Source organism: Actinoplanes campanulatus (genome assembly GCF_014647795.1).
In the GTDB taxonomy this organism is placed as follows: Bacteria; Actinomycetota; Actinomycetes; order Mycobacteriales; family Micromonosporaceae; genus Actinoplanes; species Actinoplanes campanulatus.
Genome location: NZ_BMPW01000001.1, coordinates 858020 through 878253 on the forward strand (window position 1 = coordinate 858020; position 20234 = coordinate 878253).

At 70.7% G+C, this 20234-nt stretch carries 14 protein-coding genes; 4 read left to right on the forward strand and 10 right to left on the reverse strand.

Annotated features, from left to right (window positions below):
* Positions 1 to 121: 121 nt before the first annotated feature.
* The 5 genes from serA to IEZ13_RS03845 form a co-directional block, all read right to left on the reverse strand.
* Positions 122 to 1720: a phosphoglycerate dehydrogenase gene (gene serA, locus IEZ13_RS03825; RefSeq protein WP_183216666.1), complete on the reverse strand. Its 1599-nt coding sequence runs from the start codon at positions 1718 to 1720 to the stop codon at positions 122 to 124.
* Between the two features lie 58 nt (positions 1721 to 1778).
* Positions 1779 to 2792, reverse strand: a complete 1014-nt coding sequence (ilvC, locus tag IEZ13_RS03830; protein WP_183216668.1) for a ketol-acid reductoisomerase — start codon at positions 2790 to 2792, stop codon at positions 1779 to 1781.
* A gap of 78 nt (positions 2793 to 2870) precedes the next feature.
* On the reverse strand, positions 2871 to 3389 hold the full coding sequence (gene ilvN / locus IEZ13_RS03835; RefSeq protein ID WP_183216670.1) for an acetolactate synthase small subunit: 519 nt from the start codon (positions 3387 to 3389) through the stop codon (positions 2871 to 2873).
* Positions 3390 to 3477: 88 nt separating this feature from the next.
* Positions 3478 to 5307, reverse strand: coding sequence for an acetolactate synthase large subunit (locus tag IEZ13_RS03840; RefSeq protein ID WP_183216672.1), 1830 nt, complete (start codon positions 5305 to 5307; stop codon positions 3478 to 3480).
* Between the two features lie 144 nt (positions 5308 to 5451).
* On the reverse strand, positions 5452 to 7806 hold the full coding sequence (locus IEZ13_RS03845) for a putative bifunctional diguanylate cyclase/phosphodiesterase (RefSeq protein ID WP_229794425.1): 2355 nt from the start codon (positions 7804 to 7806) through the stop codon (positions 5452 to 5454).
* A gap of 101 nt (positions 7807 to 7907) precedes the next feature.
* Here IEZ13_RS03845 and ilvD point away from each other — a divergent pair, with 101 nt between their 5' ends.
* A complete protein-coding gene (ilvD, locus tag IEZ13_RS03850; RefSeq protein ID WP_183216674.1) occupies positions 7908 to 9755 on the forward strand; it encodes a dihydroxy-acid dehydratase in 1848 nt (615 codons plus the stop codon).
* Positions 9756 to 10182: 427 nt separating this feature from the next.
* Here ilvD and IEZ13_RS03855 read toward each other — a convergent pair whose 3' ends face one another.
* The 4 genes from IEZ13_RS03855 to IEZ13_RS03870 all read right to left on the reverse strand — a co-directional run bounded on the left by IEZ13_RS03855 (position 10183) and on the right by IEZ13_RS03870 (position 14600).
* Positions 10183 to 11070 (reverse strand): hypothetical protein, encoded by an 888-nt coding sequence (locus IEZ13_RS03855; protein ID WP_183216676.1) that lies wholly within the window; start codon positions 11068 to 11070, stop codon positions 10183 to 10185.
* Between the two features lie 344 nt (positions 11071 to 11414).
* Positions 11415 to 12269, reverse strand: coding sequence for a carbohydrate ABC transporter permease (locus tag IEZ13_RS03860; protein ID WP_183216678.1), 855 nt, complete (start codon positions 12267 to 12269; stop codon positions 11415 to 11417).
* Positions 12266 to 13246: a carbohydrate ABC transporter permease gene (locus IEZ13_RS03865; RefSeq protein ID WP_183216680.1), complete on the reverse strand. Its 981-nt coding sequence runs from the start codon at positions 13244 to 13246 to the stop codon at positions 12266 to 12268. The genes IEZ13_RS03860 and IEZ13_RS03865 overlap by 4 nt, the downstream gene beginning before the upstream one ends.
* 70 nt (positions 13247 to 13316) lie before the next feature.
* Positions 13317 to 14600, reverse strand: coding sequence for an ABC transporter substrate-binding protein (locus IEZ13_RS03870; RefSeq protein WP_183216682.1), 1284 nt, complete (start codon positions 14598 to 14600; stop codon positions 13317 to 13319).
* A gap of 261 nt (positions 14601 to 14861) precedes the next feature.
* Between IEZ13_RS03870 and IEZ13_RS03875 the strand changes: the two genes are divergently transcribed.
* Entirely contained in the window at positions 14862 to 15875 is a 1014-nt protein-coding gene (locus IEZ13_RS03875; protein ID WP_183216684.1) for a LacI family DNA-binding transcriptional regulator, read from the forward strand.
* Here IEZ13_RS03875 and IEZ13_RS03880 read toward each other — a convergent pair.
* A complete protein-coding gene (locus IEZ13_RS03880) occupies positions 15872 to 18385 on the reverse strand; it encodes a putative bifunctional diguanylate cyclase/phosphodiesterase (protein WP_183216685.1) in 2514 nt (837 codons plus the stop codon). The two genes, IEZ13_RS03875 and IEZ13_RS03880, sit on opposite strands and share 4 nt — an antisense overlap.
* Before the next feature lie 192 nt (positions 18386 to 18577).
* Between IEZ13_RS03880 and IEZ13_RS03885 the strand changes: the two genes are divergently transcribed.
* Both IEZ13_RS03885 and IEZ13_RS03890 read left to right on the forward strand, forming a co-directional pair.
* Complete coding sequence (locus IEZ13_RS03885) at positions 18578 to 18973, forward strand: PH domain-containing protein (protein WP_183216687.1); 396 nt, start codon at positions 18578 to 18580, stop codon at positions 18971 to 18973.
* Between the two features lie 65 nt (positions 18974 to 19038).
* The gene (locus IEZ13_RS03890) at positions 19039 to 20199 is read left to right on the forward strand and encodes a PQQ-dependent sugar dehydrogenase (RefSeq protein ID WP_229794426.1); all 1161 of its coding nucleotides are present in this window, start codon (positions 19039 to 19041) and stop codon (positions 20197 to 20199) included.
* Positions 20200 to 20234 lie beyond the last annotated feature (35 nt).

Consider the following 20234-nt stretch of genomic DNA (forward strand, 5'->3'; position numbering starts at 1 on the left):
GATGCGGCTGGACGTGGGCTGCCCGGACATCGCGCTGGAGACGATCGAGAAGTACGCCGCCGAGTTTCACCTCGACCTGCTCGACCTGCAGGACGGCTCGGTGTACCGGGCGTTCTGATCCTCAGTCGGCCCGCAGATCGGCGGTGGCGGCCCGGGACGCCCCGATCACCGCACCCACTCCCGCCAGCAACTCGGGGGACACGGCCGAGTCCACGGTCAGTACCATCAGCGCCTCACCGCCGGCCGCACGGCGAGCCACCCGCATCGCGGCGATGTTGATGCCGGCCTCGCCGAACGCCATGCCGATCGCCCCCACCACACCGGGCCGGTCCGTGTAGGCGAAGAACACCAGGACCCCGTCGGCCGGCAGGTCCAGGTCGAACCCGTCGACCTCGGTCAGGCGGGCCGTCTCACGGGATCCGGTGATCGTTACGTCGCCGGCCACCGCGACGGTCCGCCCGTCCGGCAGCGCGCCGTGCACCACCACCAGGCCGGCATGGTCACCGGCGTCGTCGGCGGCGCTCAGCCGTACCTCGACCCCGCGATCGGCGGCCAGCTGCGTCGCGTTCACGTAGGTCACCCGTTCGTCGACGATCGGGGCGAACAGCCCCTTGACGACGGCCAGCCGCAACACCGAGAGGTCACGCCCGGCGATCTCGCCGCGGGCCTGCACCGTGACACCGGCGGCGACCCCACCGGCCACCGCGGTGAAGACCCGGCCGAGCCTCTCGGCCAGCGGCAGCAGCGGTCGGACCTCCTCGTCGACCGGCCCACCGGCCCGCACATTCACCGCGTCGGGGACGAACTCGCCGCGCAGCGCCAGCCGGACGCTGCGCGCCACGGCCAGGCCGGCCTTGTCCTGCGCCTCCACGGTCGAGGCGCCCAGGTGCGGGGTGACCACCACATTGTCCAGGGCGAACAGCGGCGACGAGGTGAGCGGCTCGGTCTCGAACACGTCCAGCCCGGCGCCGGCCACCCGCCCGTCGGCGAGGGCCTCGGCCAGCGCCCGCTCGTCGACCAGCCCACCCCGGGCCGCGTTGACGATCCGCACCCCCGGTTTGACCAGCGCCAGTTCCTTCTCCCCGATCAAACCCACGGTCTCCGGGGTACGGGGAAGGTGCACCGAGACGAAGTCACTCTCCCGGAGTAACTCCTCCAGGGTGACGAGCCGGACTCCGAGCTGGGCGGCACGGGCCGGCTGCACGTACGGGTCGTACGCGACCAGGCGTACCCCGAAGGCGGCCATGCGCTGCGCGAAGAGGACGCCGATCCGGCCCAGCCCGACCACCCCGACGGTCTTGCCCTGCACCTCGACGCCGGTGTAAGTGGAGCGCCGCCAGGCGCCCGCCTTCAGCGCGGCACTCGCCGCGGCGGTGTGCCGGGCCACCGCCAGCAGCAGCGCCACGGCCTGCTCGGCGGCGGAGACGATGTTGCTAGTGGGCGCGTTGACGACGAGCACCCCGCGGGCGGTGGCGGCCGGGACGTCGACGTTGTCCAGGCCGACCCCGGCGCGGGCGACGACTCTCAGCCGCTGCCCCGCGGCCAGGATCGGTGCGTCGATGCGGGTAGCGCTCCGGATGATCACCGCGTCGGCGTCGGCAAGGGCTTCCGTCAACGCCGCCCGATCCGTCCCGTCGACGTGCCTGACCTCGAAATCCTCAGCCAGCACGTCGAGTGCGGCCGCTGCCAGTTCCTCGGTGACGAGCACGACAGGACTCATGGACTTCGATACTAAAGGCCCGGCCGGTGATCCGGCCGGGCCTTCGATCGTGAATGAATCAGGCGGTCTCGGTGATCGGCCGGTCCACCCAGCTCATCATGCCGCGCAGCTTCGCACCGGTGATCTCGATCGGGTGCTTGGCGGCCTCCTCGCGGAACTTCTTGAGCTCCGGCGCGCCGGCATCGTCGTCCGCGATCAGGCGGCGGGTGAACTCGCCGGACTGGATGTCGGCGAGGATCTTCTTCATCTCCTCCTTGACCGACGCGTTGATCACGCGCGGGCCGGAGACGTAGTCACCGAACTCGGCGGTGTCCGAGACGCTGTAGCGCTGGCGGGCGATGCCGCCCTCGTACATGAGGTCGACGATCAGCTTGAGCTCGTGCAGGCACTCGAAGTAGGCGATCTCGGGGGCGTAACCCGCCTCGGTCAGCACCTCGAAACCGGTCTGCACGAGCGCGGACGCGCCACCGCAGAGGACGGCCTGCTCACCGAAGAGGTCGGTCTCGGTCTCCTCCTTGAACGTGGTCTTGATGACACCGGCGCGGGTGCCACCGATCGCCTTCGCGTAGGAGAGCGCCAGCGCCTGGCCCTCGCCGGTCGGGTCCTGCTCGACGGCGATCAGCGCGGGGACGCCCTTGCCGTCGACGTACTGACGGCGGACCAGGTGGCCCGGGCCCTTCGGGGCGACCATGGCGATGGTCACGTCAGCCGGCGGCTTGATCAGCTCGAAGCGGATGTTCAGGCCGTGGCCGAAGAAGAGCGCCTTGCCCGCGGACAGGTTCGGCTCGATCGACTCGGTGTAGATCTTGCGCTGCGCGGTGTCCGGCGCGAGCACCATGATCACGTCGGCCCAGGCGGCGGCCTCGGCCGGGGTCTTCACGGTGAGCCCCTGCTCCTCGGCCTTCGGGCGGCTCTTCGAGCCCTCCTGCAGACCCACCACGACCTCGACGCCGGAGTCGCGCAGCGACAGCGAGTGGGCGTGGCCCTGGCTGCCGTAGCCGATCACGGCGACCTTCTTGCCCTGGATGATCGACAGGTCGGCGTCGCCGTCGTAGAAAACTTCCGCGGTCATGACTTCCTTCTTCTCTGGCTGGCTGGTAGCGCCTTCAGTCCGCTTTACGGGCGGCGGGTGGGGCAGTCGGATGGAGGATCAGGCGGCGCGGAGCGCGGGGCCCGTGGTGATGGAGCGGGATCCGCGGCCGATGGCCACGAGGCCCGACTGGACCATCTCCTTGATGCCGTACGGCTCGAGGTCGCGCAGCAACGCATCCAGTTTGTCGGGATTACCGGTGGCCTCGATCGTCAGGGTGTCCGGAGCGACGTCGATCACTCGCGCCCGGAACAGCTCGACGGTCTCGAGCACCTGGCTGCGCTGCGCCCGGTCGGCACGCACCTTGACCAGCAGGAGCTCGCGCTGGACCGACTGGGCCGGGTCCAGCTCCACGATCTTCAGGACGTTCACCAGCTTGTTGAGCTGTTTGGTGACCTGCTCCAGCGGGGACGACTCGGCGTCCACCACGATCGTGATGCGGCTGACGTCCGGGTTCTCCGTCTCGCCGACCGCAAGGGAGTCGATGTTGAAGCTGCGCCGGGAGAACAGCCCGCTGACCCGGGCCAGCACGCCGGGCTTGTTCTCGACCAGCACGCTCAGCGTGTGCTTGTTTGTCACTGTGCCTCCTTGGTCATGCCCGCCCGGCCCTCGCCTGCGAGGCCGTTGTCAGCTGCGGCTGAGTGCCGCTCGGTGCAGTTGGTCATGACTAAAGGTCGTCCTCGTCGAAGGTCGGGCGCACGTCCCGGGCGAACATGATCTCGTCGTTGCTGGTGCCGGCCGCGACCATCGGCCACACCATGGCGTCCTTGCCGACCGTGAAGTCGATGACCACCGGGGCGTCGTTGATCTCCATGGCCTGCTTGATGACCTTGTCGACGTCGTCCTTCGACTCGCAGCGCAGGCCGACGCAGCCGAGCGCCTCGGCCAGCTTCACGAAGTCCGGGATCCGGTGCTTGTGCGTGCCCAGCTCGGTGTTCGAGTAGCGGCCGTCGTAGAACAGGGTCTGCCACTGCCGGACCATGCCCAGGTTGCCGTTGTTGATCACGGCGACCTTGATCGGGATGCCCTCCAGGGCGCAGGTGGCCAGTTCCTGGTTGGTCATCTGGAAGCAGCCGTCGCCGTCGATCGCCCACACCGTGGTGCCCGGCTGCGCGACCTTGGCGCCCATCGCGGCCGGGACCGCGTAGCCCATGGTCCCGGCGCCACCCGAGTTCAGCCAGGTGCCCGGCTTCTCGTACTTGATGAACTGGGACGCCCACATCTGGTGCTGACCCACGCCGGCGCAGTAGATCGCGTCCGGGCCGACGATCTCGCCGAGCCGCTCGATCACGTACTGCGGGGCCAGGGTGCCGTCGGTCGGCTCCTCGTAGCCCAGCGGGTAGCGCTCACGGATGTCGTTCAGGGTCGACCACCAGGCCGGGTACTGGTCGGTGCCGCCGGCCGTGGAGGAGACCGCCGCGATCAGCTCGTCGATCACGTGCCGCGCGTCGCCGACGATCGGGACGTCCGCGTGCCGGTTCTTGCCGATCTCGGCCGGGTCGATGTCGGCGTGCACGATCTTGGCGTCCGGGGCGAACGAGTCCAGCTTGCCGGTGACCCGGTCGTCGAAGCGGGCGCCCAGGGTGACCAGCAGGTCCGCCTTCTGCATGGCGTACACCGCCGGGACCGTGCCGTGCATGCCGGGCATGCCCAGGTGCTGCGGGTGCGAGTCGGGGAACGCGCCGATGCCCATCAGCGTTGTCACCACCGGGATGCCGGTCAACTCGGCCAGCTTGCGCAGCCCGTCGGTGGCGCCGGCCTTGTGCACGCCGCCGCCCACGTACAGCACCGGGCGCTTGGCCGCGGCGATCAGCCGGGCCGCCTCGCGGATCTGCTTGCCGTGCGGGTGCAGGGTGGGCCGGTAGCCGGGCAGGTCCAGCGCGGGCGGCCACTGGAAGGTGGTCTGCGACTGGAGCACGTCCTTCGGGATGTCCACCAGGACCGGGCCGGGCCGGCCGGTGGCCGCCAGGTGGAACGCCTCGGCCAGGATCCGGGGCAGCTCCTCGGCGTTCTGCACCAGGAAGTTGTGCTTGGTGATCGGCAGGGTGATGCCCTGGATGTCCGCCTCCTGGAAGGCGTCCGTCCCGATGTAGGGCCGGCCGACCTGCCCGGTGATCGCGACGATCGGGACCGAGTCCATGTACGCGTCGGCGATCGGCGTGACCAGGTTGGTGGCGCCCGGGCCACTGGTCGCGATGCAGACGCCGACCTTGCCGGTGGCCTGCGCGTACCCGGTGGCGGCGTGGCCCGCGCCCTGCTCGTGACGGACCAGGATGTGCCGCACCTTCGAGTCGAACAGCGGGTCGTACGCCGGCAGGATCGCTCCGCCCGGGATGCCGAACGCGACCTCTACCCCAAGGGCCTCGAGCGACCGGACGAGCGCGCCGGCACCGGTGGTGGCTACCGGGGCCACAGTGGTGGAAGCGGGGTTCACGGCCGCCGCGACGGTGGCCGGAGTGACTCGGTGGGCGAGGGATTCAGGAGTGGGTCTCGTCATGGCAGTTCAGACCTTTTCGGGTTGGTCGCACCGGTACTTGAGCAACAAAAAAGGCCCTCGTGCGGGATGCACGGGACCTAGCGCACTCTCCTCACTCGAGGACAGTGCGCTCAGATAAGTACTCGGGACGCGAAGCACATGCGGCTAACCTTGCCCCATCTCACGGCCTGAGTCAACTGATCCCACATTTTGATCACCACGGGTGGTGACGAAATCCGGATCACTCGGCAACAGCGCTCTGACCTGCCGCATTCCCGGACCGAGCCGGACCACCTGGCTGCGGGCCGGCGCGTCATTGGGCGGGGTGGCCCGGGGCGTCGGCAGCGGGCGCGGCCCGGCCGGGCGCAGGGTCCGCAGCCGGGACTCGAAGTGCTCGGCCGGCACGCCCCAGCCGAACAGCGAGCCCTGCCCGAGCCGGCAGCCGGCCTCCTCGACGATCTTCCGCTGGTCCTTCGTGCCGATCCCCTCGGCCAGCACCTCCAGGCCCAGCCGGTGCCCGAGGCGGACCACCACGTCGACCAGCGGGGCGGCCGTGCCGGTACGCGACTCCGGCTCCGCCACCAGCGCATGGTCGATCTTCAGGATGTCCACCGGGAGGGTCCGCAGCTGGCCCAGCGACGAGTAGCCGGCGCCGAAGTCGTCCAGCGCGATCCGCACCCCGGTCTTGCGCAGCTCGGCCAGGCGGCGGACCAGCTCCTCCATGTCGGTGGCGACGGCGTGCTCGGTCACCTCCAGGACCAGGCGCTGCGGTGGGACGCCGTACTCCGCCAGCACGTCCGCGACCTGGGCGGCGTAGTCGGAGTTGTGCAGCTCCTTGGGCGACAGGTTCACCGACAGCCAGACGTCGTGCCCCTTGGCCCGCCACTCGGCGAGCTGCTTGCACGCCTCCTCCAGCACCCAGGCGCCGATCCGGTTGATCAGCCCGGCCTCCTCGGCCACCGGGATGAACTCGACCGGTGGCACCCTGCCCAGGTCCGGATGGGTCCAGCGGAGCAGCGCCTCGGCGCCGACCGGGCGCATCGACGGCAGCGCCACCACCGGCTGGAAGACCAGGCTCAGCTGGCCACGGTCGATGGCGTGCCGCAGCTCGCCGGTGAGCGTGCCGCGGCGGCGCAGCACCTCGTCGTACCCCGCCTGGTAGCGCTCGACCCGGTTCTTGCCGCGCTGCTTGGCGTAGCGCAGGGCCAGGTCGGCGTCGTGCAGCAGCTCGCCGGTGGCGGCCACGCCCAGGCTCGCGGACAGGAAGATCGAGCCGCCGTCCACCTCGTACGGCTCCCCGAGCACCGCGAGCAGCCGGTGTGCCGCCAGCACCGCCTCGTCGGCGTCGCCGCGCATCAGCACCGCGAACTCGTCGCCGCCGAGCCGGGCCGCCACGTCGCCGGCCAGCAGGTTGCGCCGCAGCCGGGCGCCCACCTCGGCCAGCACCGCGTCGCCGACGTCGTGGCCGCGCATGTCGTTGACGGTCTTGAAGCCGTCCATGTCGATGCCGATGAGCGCGGCCGCCCCGGTGGAGGAGCGCAGCGCCCGCTGGAGGCCACGCCGGTTGGCCAGGCCGGTCAGCGGATCGGTGTGCGCCAGCTCACGGAAGTGCGCCTCGCTCTGCCGCAGCCGCAGCGTGTAGCGGCGGACGTCGTCGAGCGCCAGGTACTGCCGGGCGACCAGGGCCAGGCCCACCACGGCGGCGCCGAAGTAGCCGGCCGCGTCCAGCGTCCCGCCCATGGCCAGGTGGTGACCGAGCGCGCTGAGCAGGGCCAGCATCGGGAGCACCGCATACGCCCCGCCGCGCTCCAGCACGTCACCGGTCACCTGGACCGGCCGGTCAGCGGCCCGCACCGCCCAGGCCACCACGGTCAGCCCGGCGGTCAGCAACAGGCCGCTGGCCAGCGTGAACCCGTCGTTGCCCCGGCAGATCCCGGCGGCCAGCACATTCGCTGCGACGGCCACCAGGCCGACACCGGCCGACACCCGGACGGTGTGCCGCCGGGGCCGATGGGCGTGCAGCGCCAGGACCGCGGTCAGGCCGAGGGAGAGCACCACCAGGACGGCCGGGACCACGATCGCGGGACACCGGTACGGCGTCGCGTCGCCCAGGATCCGGGTCGGCCGGCTGATCAGCACCCAGCCGACGAACCAGATGGCGGCCGCGATGACCAGCCCGTCCAGCACGTGCCGGACCGCGGCGGCCGGGCCGCGGGCGGCGCCGGGCAGCGCCACCGTCCCGGCCAGCAGGGCGACCACGCCGATCGCGGTGCCGGCGGCGACCGCCGTGGCCAGCGCCTGGGCGTGCCCGGGAGTGTGCTGGTGACCGGTGATCAGCGCGGTGACCAGGCCGGCCAGCGCCGCGGCGGTGACCAGCGCGCCACCGGCGGCCAGCAGCAGGTGCGCCCGCCGGGCCGCGCCGGTGTGCCGGTGGCCGGAACGGGCCAGGTAGGCGACCGCCGGGACGGCGACCAGCAGGCCCACAAGTCCCGCCAGATCCATACCGGACGGTGAGTGCACGGACACACTGTGCCCGATCTTCTTCGATTCCGACACCCCCGGCGTCCCGCGCTGTGGACGGCGTGGGTGGTTCCGGGCCTGGCCGGTGGCACTATTGGGGGATGCCTGAGCTGCGCTCCCGGACCTCGACCCACGGTCGCACCATGGCCGGCGCGCGCGCCCTGTGGCGCGCCACCGGCATGACCGACGACGACTTCGGCAAGCCGATCGTCGCCATCGCCAACAGCTTCACCCAGTTCGTACCGGGTCATGTGCACCTCAAGGACCTCGGCGGCCTGGTCGCCGAGTCGATCGCGGAGGCCGGCGGCGTCGGGCGCGAGTTCAACACCATCGCGGTGGACGACGGCATCGCCATGGGTCACGGCGGCATGCTCTACTCGCTGCCCAGTCGCGAGCTGATCGCCGACGCCGTGGAGTACATGGTGAACGCGCACTGCGCCGACGCCCTGGTCTGCATCTCGAACTGCGACAAGATAACCCCCGGCATGCTGATCGCCGCCCTGCGGCTGAACATCCCGACGGTCTTCGTCTCCGGCGGCCCGATGGAGGCCGGCAAGACGGTCGCCATCGAGGGCATCGTGCACGAGAAGCTCGACCTGGTCGACGCGATGAGCGCGGCCGCCAACGACAACGTGACCGAGGAACAGCTCGACACGATCGAGCGGTCCGCCTGCCCGACCTGCGGCTCCTGCTCCGGCATGTTCACCGCCAACTCGATGAACTGCCTGACCGAGGCGATCGGCCTGTCGCTGCCCGGCAACGGCTCGACGCTGGCGACGCACGCCTCCCGCAAGGCCCTGTTCACCGAGGCCGGCCGGCTGATCGTGCAGATCGCCAAGGAGTTCTACGAGAACGACGACGAGTCGGTGCTGCCGCGCTCGATCGCCAGCCGGGACGCCTTCGAGAACGCGGTGGCCCTCGACGTGGCGATGGGCGGGTCGACCAACACGATCCTGCACCTGCTGGCCGCGGCCCGCGAGGCCGAGCTCGACTTCAGCGTCTCCGACATCGACGCCATCTCACGCCGGGTGCCCTGCCTGTCGAAGGTCGCGCCGAACAGCCCGAAGTACCACATGGAGGACGTGCACCGCGCCGGCGGCATCCCCGCCCTGCTCGGTGAGCTGCACCGCGGCGGGGTTCTGAAGGAGAACGTCCGCGCCGTGCACTCGCCGGACCTCTCCACCTGGCTCTCCGATTGGGACATCCGGGGTGAATCACCCACCGAGCAGGCGCTGGAGCTGTTCCACGCCGCGCCCGGCGGAGTCCGCACCACCGAGCCGTTCAGCACCACCAACCGCTGGGCGAAACTCGACACCGACGCGGTCGAGGGCTGCATCCGGTCGGTCGAGCACGCCTACACCGTCGACGGCGGCCTGGCCATCCTCTTCGGCAACCTCGCCCCGGACGGCTGCGTCGTCAAGACCGCCGGCGTCGACGAGTCGATCTGGAAGTTCACCGGCCCGGCCCGGGTCTACGAGTCCCAGGACGACGCGGTCACCGGCATCCTCGGCAAGGAGGTGGTCGAGGGCGACGTCGTGATCATCCGGTACGAAGGCCCCCGCGGCGGCCCCGGCATGCAGGAGATGCTCTACCCCACCTCGTTCCTGAAGGGCCGGGGGCTGGGCAAGGCGTGCGCGCTGATCACCGACGGCCGGTTCTCCGGCGGCACCTCCGGGCTGTCCATCGGCCACGTCTCCCCCGAGGCGGCGGGCGGCGGCCTGATCGCGCTGGTCGAGACCGGCGACGAGATCACCATCGACATCCCGGGCCGCAGCATCACGCTGAACGTGCACGACGACGTCCTGGCCCAGCGCCGCCACGAGCAGGAGCGCCGGCCTCGGCCCTACACGCCGGTCGATCGGCAGCGCCCGGTCTCGGCGGCGCTGCGCGCCTACGCCTCGATGGCGACCAGCGCCAGCGACGGCGCCTACCGCAAGGTTCCGGAGTAATAAGGGTTTCTCTCAGCGACGCCGTGGCGGCTTTCGGGCCCCACGGCGTTCGTTTTTTGATCGGTACGGGCATCGCCGTGCACAACCACAGCGGCGGCCGTTCCGCCGCACCTCGCGAGGCGCTGCCCGCTCCAGGCCGTAACGCGCCCGCCGGGCCGACGCGGGTGGTCACCCAAAAAGATCTTCACGGTCGGCCCCCGTCCTGTCTCGCCGACCGTGAAACAGCCCCAGAGCCAGCCGCGAAGATCCACTCGTCCCGGCCACGGAGCGCGCCCTGAGCTGGACGGCGGCCCACTGACCCCCCGCCCCCCGCAAAACGCCGCCGGTGTCGAGGCACGTGATTTGCCGCGGAGCGAAGCGGAGCCATCAGGCCCAGCGTTTTGCCGCGGAGCGAAGCGGAGCCATCAGGCCCAGCCGAGCAGCTCAGTCAGTTCCAGGTGGGGAGGGGCTGGCCGGGTTGTTTGCGGCCCAGGTACTCCAGCACCTTGCGGCAGTCCAGGTTGGGCGAGCTGTAGGTGTGGCCCTTCAGCTTCTCCACGAGCGGCTGGTCGCCGGCCAGCTGGTCGAACTCGTTGTGGCAGGTCAGCCGGGTGTCGACGGCGGACTGCGGGATCCGCATGACATACCGGGTGTCGGCGTGCAGGACGGTCAGCCACTCCTCGGTCTCGGCGATCGGGTAGCCGATGAACCGGCTCTCCGGGCGCACCTGGAGATCGTTGACGCCGTCGCCCAGGTCCTGCGTCGAGGTCACCGCGGTGCCGTTGATCAGGAAGGCCTGCGCGGACACCCACGGCGCGTCGAGGCTGTTCATGAATTGGAACGCCAGCGCGGCAGCGCCCAGGTAGACGACCGACAACCCCTGCCAACCGGTCAGCGTGTGTCCACGTTTGATCAGCCGCTCGTCGCTGGAGCGGGCCCAACGGTGGCGGAAGTGGCGGATCACCAGCTCCACGCAGAGCGCGGTGATGACCACGGCCAGGCAACGGCGCAGGTACGAGTACGGCGAGGCCAGGGCGGTCACCGCGGCCACGATCAGGATCAGCGGCCAGAGGGCGGGCTGGATCCGGGCACGGTAGCGGATCGCGAACCAGATCGTGCCCAGGGCGATCGCGGGCAGGATGTAGTACGCATAGATGGTCACCGTGCCGAGCGCCACCTGCACCGGAGTCGCGGCGAGCAGGGCGGTCGTGGTGGTCAGCGAATACCGCGCGACGCCGTAGATCTTGATGAGGAACAGCAGCAGGAGCAGGCTGGAGCCGACCGCCACCAGCTCCCGGGAGCTGATCCGGCCGTCCTGGTCACGGGTCTCGGCCACCGGCCGCGGAGCGGGAGGAACCTCCGGAGGAACATCCGGTGTGGACGTCGGGTGCTGCCTCGGGAGGGTCTCGGGGCTGGTCAGATGACGGGTGCGGGGACGTTTCTTCGGCTGTGCCATCGCCGGTCGGCCTCTCTCGGATCCCGGTCTCCGACGGGGCCTCAGGGTAGGCATCGAAGGCAACGACACGCCAGAGGCGGCTCGCCGGTTCGGGCGGGCCGCGCGGAAGTCACGTCGGCTTCGGCGAGCGGGCCTCACCCGTACCCCCGAGGTCTGTGGAAAGGGGTGCGGCCCGCCCACCGGAAGCGATGGACGGGCCTCGACCCACTTGATCGTGGAGGGCGCTACTTGAGAGCGCCCTCCATGATGCCGCGGACCAGCTGCCGGCCGCCGATCAGCAGCAGGACGATCAGCGGGACCGTGGCGACGAAGGCGCCGGCCAGCACCCGGCGGTAGATCACGTAGTTGCCGCTGGCCAGGTCCGACAGGGCCACCATCGAGGTGGGGAAGTCGGTGCCGTTCAGCGTGATCAGCGGCCACTGGAAGTCGTTCCAGGTGGCCACGAAGGTGAGCAGGCCCAGCACGGCGAGGGCCGGCCGGATCGCCGGGACCACGACGGTCCAGTAGATCCGCAGGGTGAGCGCACCGTCGATCCGGGCGGCCTCGACCAGCTCGTCCGGGATCGCGTGCCCGATGAACTGGCGCATGTAGAAGACGCCGAACGCGCTGACCAGGCCGGGCGCGATGACCGCGATCAGCTGACCGTTCCAGCCCAGTTTGCCCATCAGGATGTAGAGGGCGACCACGCCGAGCTGGTTCGGCACGGTCAGCGTCAGGATGACGACGAACATCAGGACGTTGTTGCCCTTGAAGCGCAGCTTGGCGAAGGCGAAGCCGGCCAGCGAGCAGAAGAACAGCGTCGACGCGGTCACCGCGAGGGACACGATCAGGCTGTTGATCAGCGAGGCGGTGAAGTAGACGTCCTGGAGGGTGAAGACCTCGCGCAGGTTGACCATCAGCTGGTCGCCGGGGATCACCGACGGCGGCGACTTCATGACGGCGTCGTCGGTGCTCGTGGCGATGACGAACATCCAGTACACCGGGAACGCCGAGACCGCCAGGATGGCGAACAGCCCGAGGTAGGACTTCCAGGTGCCGGGGGTGTCCTGGGGCGCGCGGCTCAACAGGCGGGTGCTCACTTTCCGCCTCCCAGGCGCCGGGTGGCCAGCGCGTTGATCGCGGCCACGATCAGGATGATGAGGAACAGCGCCCAGCTCATCGCGGCCGCGTACCCGAGGTTGAGGTCACGCCAGCCGACCTTGTAGATCAGCTGCGCGATGGTCCGCCACTGGTGGTCGTAACCGCCGTTGGCCAGTGCCGGGTTCTCGTCGAAGAGCATCGGCTCGTTGAAGAGCTGGAGCCCGCCGATGGTGGAGAGGATGACGGTGAACAGCACGACCGGCTGGATCATCGGCACCGTGATCCGCCAGAGCTGACGCCACGGGCCGGCGCCGTCGACGGCCGCCGCCTCGTAGACGTCCTTCGGGATGGCCTGCATGGCGGACAGGTAGAGCAGCGCGTTGTAGCCGATCCACTTCCAGTTGACCATGGTGGCGATGGCGATCCAGCTGCTCCAGGTGGTGGCCCGCCAGTCGAGCGGCTGCTCCTCGCCGAAGCCGACCAGCGACAGCAGCCAGTTGGCCATGCCGTAGTCGCGGCTGAAGAAGACCGCGAAGACCAGGGTCGACGCGGCCACCGGGGTGACGTACGGCAGCAGGACGCCGATCCGCCAGAACGTGGCGCCACGCAGCTTGCGGTTCAGCAGGTTCGCCAGCATCAGCGCGATGAGCAACTGCGGAACGGTGGAGAGGATGAAGATGCCGAACGTGTTGACCAGGGCGTCCCAGAAATCGGTGTCGCTCGCCAGCTTGGTGAAGTTCTCCATGCCGGCCCAGCCGGTGAGCGTCGGGTCGTCCAGGCGCCAGTGGCGCAGCGCCACCACGCCGTTGAAGATGATCGGGAACAGTCCGAAGATCGCGAACAGGATGAAGAACGGCGCGATCAGCAGGTAGGGCACGGTCTTGGTGTCGAAGCGGTAGAGCCAGAACTTCGCGCGCGGCGGGGGCGCGTGCTTCGGCTCCTCGGACCGCGTCAGGCGGACGTCGGTGAGCGACACGACAACTCCTCTAACGGGCCGGACGGCGGGACGGCCTCAGGGCCGCCCCGCCGTACCGGAAGGGTTCGGATCAGGACTTCGAGGCCTTCTCGGCTTCCTTGACCGCCTCAGCCCAGGCGTCGGCCGACTTCAGCTGGCCCTGCTGGACCCGGTTGATCACGTTCTCCACGGCGACCCGGGTCGGGCCGTTCTTCTTGCCCAGGTACTGCGGCTTCAGGTTCTCCGCGGTGGTGGCGAAGATCTGGCCGGTCGGGGCGTTGGAGAAGAACTCCTTCTTGAAGTCCAGGATCTCCTTGTTCTTGTACAGCTCCGGCTGCGAGGGCAGGTTGCCGACCTTCTTGAAGACCTCGATCTGCTGCTCCGGCTGCACCAGCCACTCGACGAACTTGTACGCCTCGTCGACGTTCTTGCCCTGCTTCGGGATGGTCCACCAGGAGCCACCCCAGTTGCCGCCACCACCCGGGATCGCGGCGATGTCCCACTTGCCGGCCTGGTTCGGCGCGGTCTTCTGGATGTGGCCGAGCATCCACGCCGGGCAGGCGAGGACGGCGAACTGGTCCTTGGTGAAGCCCTGGTCCCAGTTCGGCTGGAAGCTGGCCAGGTTGGCGGAGAGCCCGGCGTCGATCGCCTTCATGGCGACGTCGAAGCCGGCCTTCGGACCGCCCTCCATCTGGAGGGTCTCCTGCGGGTCGTAGAAGCCGACCGGCTGCTGCGAGAGGACCGGGTTGAACAGGTTGGTCGCCGAGTCGACGAACTTCTTGCCGGTCTTCGCGGTGTAGGTCTTGCCGGTCTCGATGAACTGGTCCCAGGTCTTCCAGAGCTCGGAGACCTTGTCCCGCTCGGTCGGCAGACCGGCCGCCTTGAACAGGTCGGTGCGGTAGCACATGGCCAGACCGCCGACGTCGGTGCCGAGACCGATCTGCTTGCCGTCGGTGGACTGCGAGGCCTGCCACTTCCACGGCAGGTACTTCGACTCGAAGCTGCTCGCGCCCTTGTCGTTCAGGTTCACGAACTGGTCCGCCTGGCTGCGGAACTGAACGATGAAGCCCTCGTCGACGGCCGAGATGTCCGGGGCGCCGGAGCCGGCGACCAGCTTCTTCTGGAGGTCCTCGTGCTGGGCGTTGTACTCGCCCGAGTTCAGGACGATCTTCACGTTGGGGTGGTCGGCCTCGTACTTGGCCTTGAGCTGATCCAGGCCCATGTCACCCCAGAAGTTGACCTTCAGGGTGACCTGGCCGCCTTCGGTGCTGGAGTCGTTGCCCTCCAGCGCCTGGCCACTGCAACCGGCGATGGCCAGCGCGGCGGCGAGGCCGGCGGCCCCCACGCGCGCGGCGCGACGTCCGAAACGTTCCATGTCATTCCTCCGCAAGGAGATGCGCATCACTGAACCGGGTAAGTTGGGGGAACCGTAAGCCCGGCTTTCAGCCATGTCAATACCGCGTTACGGGCGCGCTCCCAACCCCACCCAGTCCGGATTATTCGGACACCAGGTTTACATTGTCCGATGTGTGCCGTAACACTTAACCGATCAAGCGTGTGTCGGACGTCGAGGGACTCCGTCGGCGTGCACCCGGCGCCCGATAAGCTCGGCGGCAGTGGGGACAGAGGAGACTGAGTGAAGCGGCCCACAATCGCCGACATCGCACGGCGGGCGGGCGTGTCCAAGGGCGCCGTGTCATATGCGCTGAACGGCCAGCCCGGCGTCTCCGAGGCGACCCGCAAGCGGATCCTGTCGATCGCCCAGGAGATCGGGTTCAACGCCAACAGCGCGGCCCGGGCACTGTCCGGCGCCCGCGCGCGGGCCGTCGGCCTGACCCTGTGCCGGCCCGCCCGGCTGCTCGGCATAGAGCCCTGGTTCATGGGCCTGATCAGCGGTTTCGAGGCCGAGCTGGGCGAGCGGTCGTACGCGCTGACCCTCCAGGTGGTGGCCACCCCCGAACAGGAGGTCGAGGTCTACCGCCGCTGGTGGGGCGAACGCCGGATCGACGGCGTGATCGTCACCGACATCCGGGAGAACGACATCCGCATCCCGGTCCTCCAGGAACTCCAGCTCCCGGCGATCGTGATCGGCGGCCCCGGCGACACCGGGCCGATCGCCCAGATCTGGTCCGACGACGCCGGCGCCATCACCGAGGCGGTCCGCTACCTGGTCGCCCTCGGGCACCACCGGATCGCCCGGGTCAGCGGCCCGCCCGGCCTGCTGCACACGCAGAACCGGACCAAGGCCTTCGAGGGCGTCTGCGCGGCCCTCGGCCTGGACCACTCGATCACCATCCCGGCCGACTACACCGGCGAGGAGGGCAGCCGGGCCACCCGGCGCCTGCTGATCGGCGGGGACCGGCCCACCGCGATCATCTACGACAACGACGTGATGGCGGTCGCCGGCCTGGCCGTGGCACAGGAGATGGGCCTCTCCGTACCGGGCGACCTGTCCATCGTCGCCTGGGACGACTCGCCGCTGTGCAGCCTCGTTCACCCGCCGCTCACCGCGCTCAGCCGGGACATCTCGGCGTACGGGGCACAGGCGGCCCGGGAGCTGCTCAACGCCATCGACGGCACCAAGGTGGGCAACGTGGAGGCGGGCCGGGTGCACCTCACCCCACGCGGGAGCACGGCACCGCCGCGCTAGCCGCGGTGACTCTCCAGGTAGGCCTCGACCCGTTCGGCCGGGCCCGGGTAACCGAGCGCGAAACCCTGGCCGTACCGGCAGCCGGCCGCTACCGCGCGGGCGATGTGCTCGTCGGTCTCCAAACCCTTGGCCACCACGTCCAGGCCCAGCCTGCGACCGAGACTGACCACCACGTCCAGCACCGCCGGGCCGCCGCCGACCACCGCCTCCGAGGGCGGGTCGATCAGCGCCCGGCTCAGCTTCAGCATGTCCACCGGCAGCCGCCGCAGATGTGACAGCGACGTCTGGCCAGACCCGAAGTCGTCCAGCGCGGCCCGGACACCGAGTTTGCGCAGCCCGGCCAGGGCGGCCACGATCGCCGGCACGTCCTCGGCGATCCAGGTCTCGGCCACCTCCACGACCAGGCGTTCCGGAAGGAGTCCGTGGCGCCGCAGGATGGTGGCGACCCGCTCCGGGAAACGGGCGGTGAGCAGCTCACGCGGTCCCACGTTCACGGACAGCCAGAAATCGTCGCGCACCGTCCAGGAGGAGAGGCGGCGGCACGCCTCGTCGAGCACCCACTCGTCCAGCTCGGCGGTGATCCCCAGCGCCGCGGCGATCGGCAGCAGCTCCCCCGGCGGGATGGTGCCCAGCTCCGGGTGCCGCCAGCGGAGCAGCGCCTCGACCCCGGCCGGGCGACCGTCGCGCAGCGCCGACACCGGCTGGAAGACCAGATCCAGCTCGCCGCGCCCGGCCGCGCCGAGCAGCTGCTGTTCCAGCTCCATCCGGCGGTGCAGCTGGATCTCGACGTCCGGGTCGTACCACTCGACCCGGTCCCGGCCCAGCTGCCGGGCCCGCTGCCGGGCCAGGTCCGCCTGGCGCAGCACGTCGTCCGAGTCGGCGCCGCCGGCCAGCTCGGCCAGGCCCACGCTGGTGTAGAGCGTCACGGTCGCCCCGGGCAGCGGGTACGGCTCACCGAGGGTGGTGACGATCCGGGTGGCCAGGGCGTACGCGGGCACCGCCGACTCACCGGTCAGCACCGCGAACTCGTCGCCGCCCAGCCGGGCCGCCACGTCCTCGCCACCGAGCAGGCCCCGGATCCGGCGGCTCACCTCGATCAGCACGGCGTCGCCGATCTCCCGGCCCCGGGTGTCGTTGACCTCGGCCAGCCCGTGCAGGTCGATCACCAGCAGGGTGCCCTGCTGCCCGGCCCGGCGGCGGAAGGCCAGCAGGTCCCGCATCAGCGCCCGGCGGTTCGCCAGGCCGGTCAACTGGTCCAGATAGGAGAGCCGGCTCAGGGTGCGCTCCAGGTGCCGGCGCTCGCCGACGTCCCGGACGTGCACCACGAGCGCCGCCACCTCGGGGACGGCCCGCTGGTCGGAGATCGTCGACTCGGTGTCCCGCCAGAGCTGGGCGCCGTCCCGCAGCCGGGCGTTGACCAGCACCGGCGGCCCGCCCTCGTGCTCACCGGCGAGGATCGACCCGATCACCGCGTCCGCGTCCGCCGCGTCGTCCGGGTGGATCAGCTCACGGAACTCCCGGCCGATCACCTCCTCGTCACGCAGCCCGAAGAGGCGGGCCGCGGCCGGGGACTGCCAGCGGACGGTCAGCTTCTCGTCCAGCACCAGGGTCAGGTCGGTGGCACCGGCCACCAGGGAGCGGAAATGCGCCTCGGCCACCCGCAGCCGGCCCGCGTACCGCCGGATGTCGCGCACCACGAGCAGTTCCCGTACGACCAGGACGCTGACCATCACGAGACCGAAGATGATCGCCTCGGTGTCGAAGTCCCGGACCGTCACCAGGTGCCAGATCGCGGCGACCACGCCGACCGCGGCCGGCACCGCCAGCAGCGGGTAGCTGGCCAGGTACTGATCCGGGTGGCGGGGTTCCAGCGGCGGAGGCGGCAGGTCCCGCCGGGAGCCGCCGATCGCCGACGCGGTCAGCCCACCCACCACCAGCAGCGTGGCCGGCCAGAGCAGCGGGCCGGTGGAGCGGTAGGCGAGGATCCCCAGCCCGATCAGGACCAGCGACGATCCGGCGCCGCACCACATGGCCGGGACCGGGCGGGGCCGGGCCCGCAGCACGATCACCGTGACCATCGCGACGCCGCCGGCCGCGATGAGCAGCGCCGGCACCAGCTCGGGGCGCCGGGTGGTGGCCGGGATCAGGTAGGCCGCGAAGCCCAGGCTCACCCCGAGCCCCACCCCGTCGAACATCCGCCGCAGCCGGACCACCCAGTTCCGGGCCGCGCCGGGCAGCAGCGATGTGCCGGTCACGAAGCAGATGGCGGCGACGGCCAGCCCGGCGGTCAGCCAGACGGCCCGGTGCTCCGGCGCCCACCGCGGGATCAGCCCGGTCAGCCCGGTGGCCAGCGCGCCCAGACCGACGAAACCGGCGCCCCGGCAGGCCACGAAGGTGCCGTCGGCGCGGTGGATCGACAGCGCCACGCGGATCAGGACGGCGGCCGCACCGAGGCCGGCGACGACGATCGCCAGCGCCGCGACAGCGGAGCCGGGCGGCACGGCGGTCATCGGCGGTCCTCTGCTGTCGGCCCGGCGAGCCGGGGTGGGGCGGAGCTAGAGGGAGCTGCACCGGGTCAACGAGGGTCCCCGGATCGGGTTACGGCACGGCGTGTCGCCGTCCCACGAACGGAATCGTCTGCCATTCAACGATGACGGTCAACCGGTGACCGGCCGGACGGGCCCGGCGTACCGGGTGGGAGGATGGGGGATGTGAGCAGTCGTCCCGTCCTCCGCGTCCGTAAGTCCGGCGCCGTGCTGGTCGCCGCGTTGATCGCGCTCGTCGGCACGGTCCCGCTCGCCGGCTCCGCCTGGCAGTTGGCCCCGATCCTGCTGATCCCGCTCGCCGCCCTGGTCTGGGCGTGGCGGGCCGGCACCGACGTCTACCCCGACGAGCTGCGGGTGCGCGCCCTCTTCGGCGGCAGCCGGGTGCCCTGGAGCCGGGTCGAGGAGCTGGCGCCGGACGAGCACGGCCGGGTCTCCGCCCTGCTCGACAACGGCAACGTCATCCGGCTCACCGGTGTCACCAGCAAGAATCTTCCGCTCGTCCTCGAGGCCAGCGGCCACCCGGTGACCGACCGGGGCGCCGCCGGTCAATGAGCGGCGGGGTTCTGTCGGACCTCACGGCTACCCTGGTCGGCAGATGTCGAGAGGGGTGGCTTGTCGTGCGATTCCGCCGGGTCCGCGCTGTGGCCGCGACGTCCGGCGCCGTGCTGGCGCTGACCGCGGGCTGCAGCTTCGGGCCACCGGGCCCGGATCAGGCCGGCTCGCCCCCCAACCTGCCCCGCCCGTCGGTCGCGCCGACCGCCGCTGAGGGCGACGCCGAGCGCGAGGTCGCCCTCAGCGTGCTGGCGAAGGATCTCGAGGTCCCGTGGGGCATGGCCTTCCTGCCCGACGGCGGTGCGGTGGTCACCGAGCGCGACACCGCCCGCATCCTCAAGATCGGTCCCGAGTCGACCGCCGGCGGGCTCAAGGTCACCGAGTTGCGGCGGCTCGGCGAGGTCACGGCCGGTGGTGACGGCGGCTTGCTCGGCGTGGCCGTGTCACCGAAGTTCGAGTCGGACAAGACCCTCTTCGTCTACTACACGACCGCCGAGGACAACCGGATCGCCAAGATCGCCGGGGACGGGCCGGTCCAGCCGATCCTCACCGGCATCCCCCGGTCCGAGCAGCACAACGGCGGCGCCCTGGCGTTCGGGCCGGACGGCCTGCTCTACGTGGGCACCGGCGACGGCACCGACGGCGGCGGCCAGGCCCAGGACCCGAAGAGCCTGGGCGGCAAGATCCTGCGGATCACCACGGCCGGCAGACCCGCCCCCGGCAACCCGGTGCGCAATTCGCCGGTCTGGTCGTCCGGCCACCGCAACGTCCAGGGCCTGGCGTGGGACGAGACGAAGCGGATGTTCGCCACCGACCGCGGCCAGCCGCGCACCGCCGAGCTCAACGTGGTGGTGAAGGGGAAGAACTACGGCTGGCCGAAGGCCGACGGCCCCGCCACCGACCCGAGATACACCGATCCCCTGGTCTCCTGGCCCACCGACACGTCGTCGTGCGCCGGTGTCGCCACGCTGGAGAGCATGGTCGCCACCGCGTGCGTGCTCGGCCGGCGGTTGCAGCTGCTCAACGTGACGGGCAACGGCACGGTGCTGGGCAGCCCACAGGAGCTGCTGACCGACGAGTTCGGCCGGCTGCGCGCCCTGGCCGCCGCGCCGGACGGATCGTTCTGGGTGGCCACCTCCAACCAGGAGGACGCCGGGCAGCCCGGCCCCGAGGACGACCGCATTCTCCGGCTGGTCTTCTCCGACGGCGGCGCCGGCCGGAGTTGACGGCGATGACTGTTTCGCGACGATCAGGATCGGGC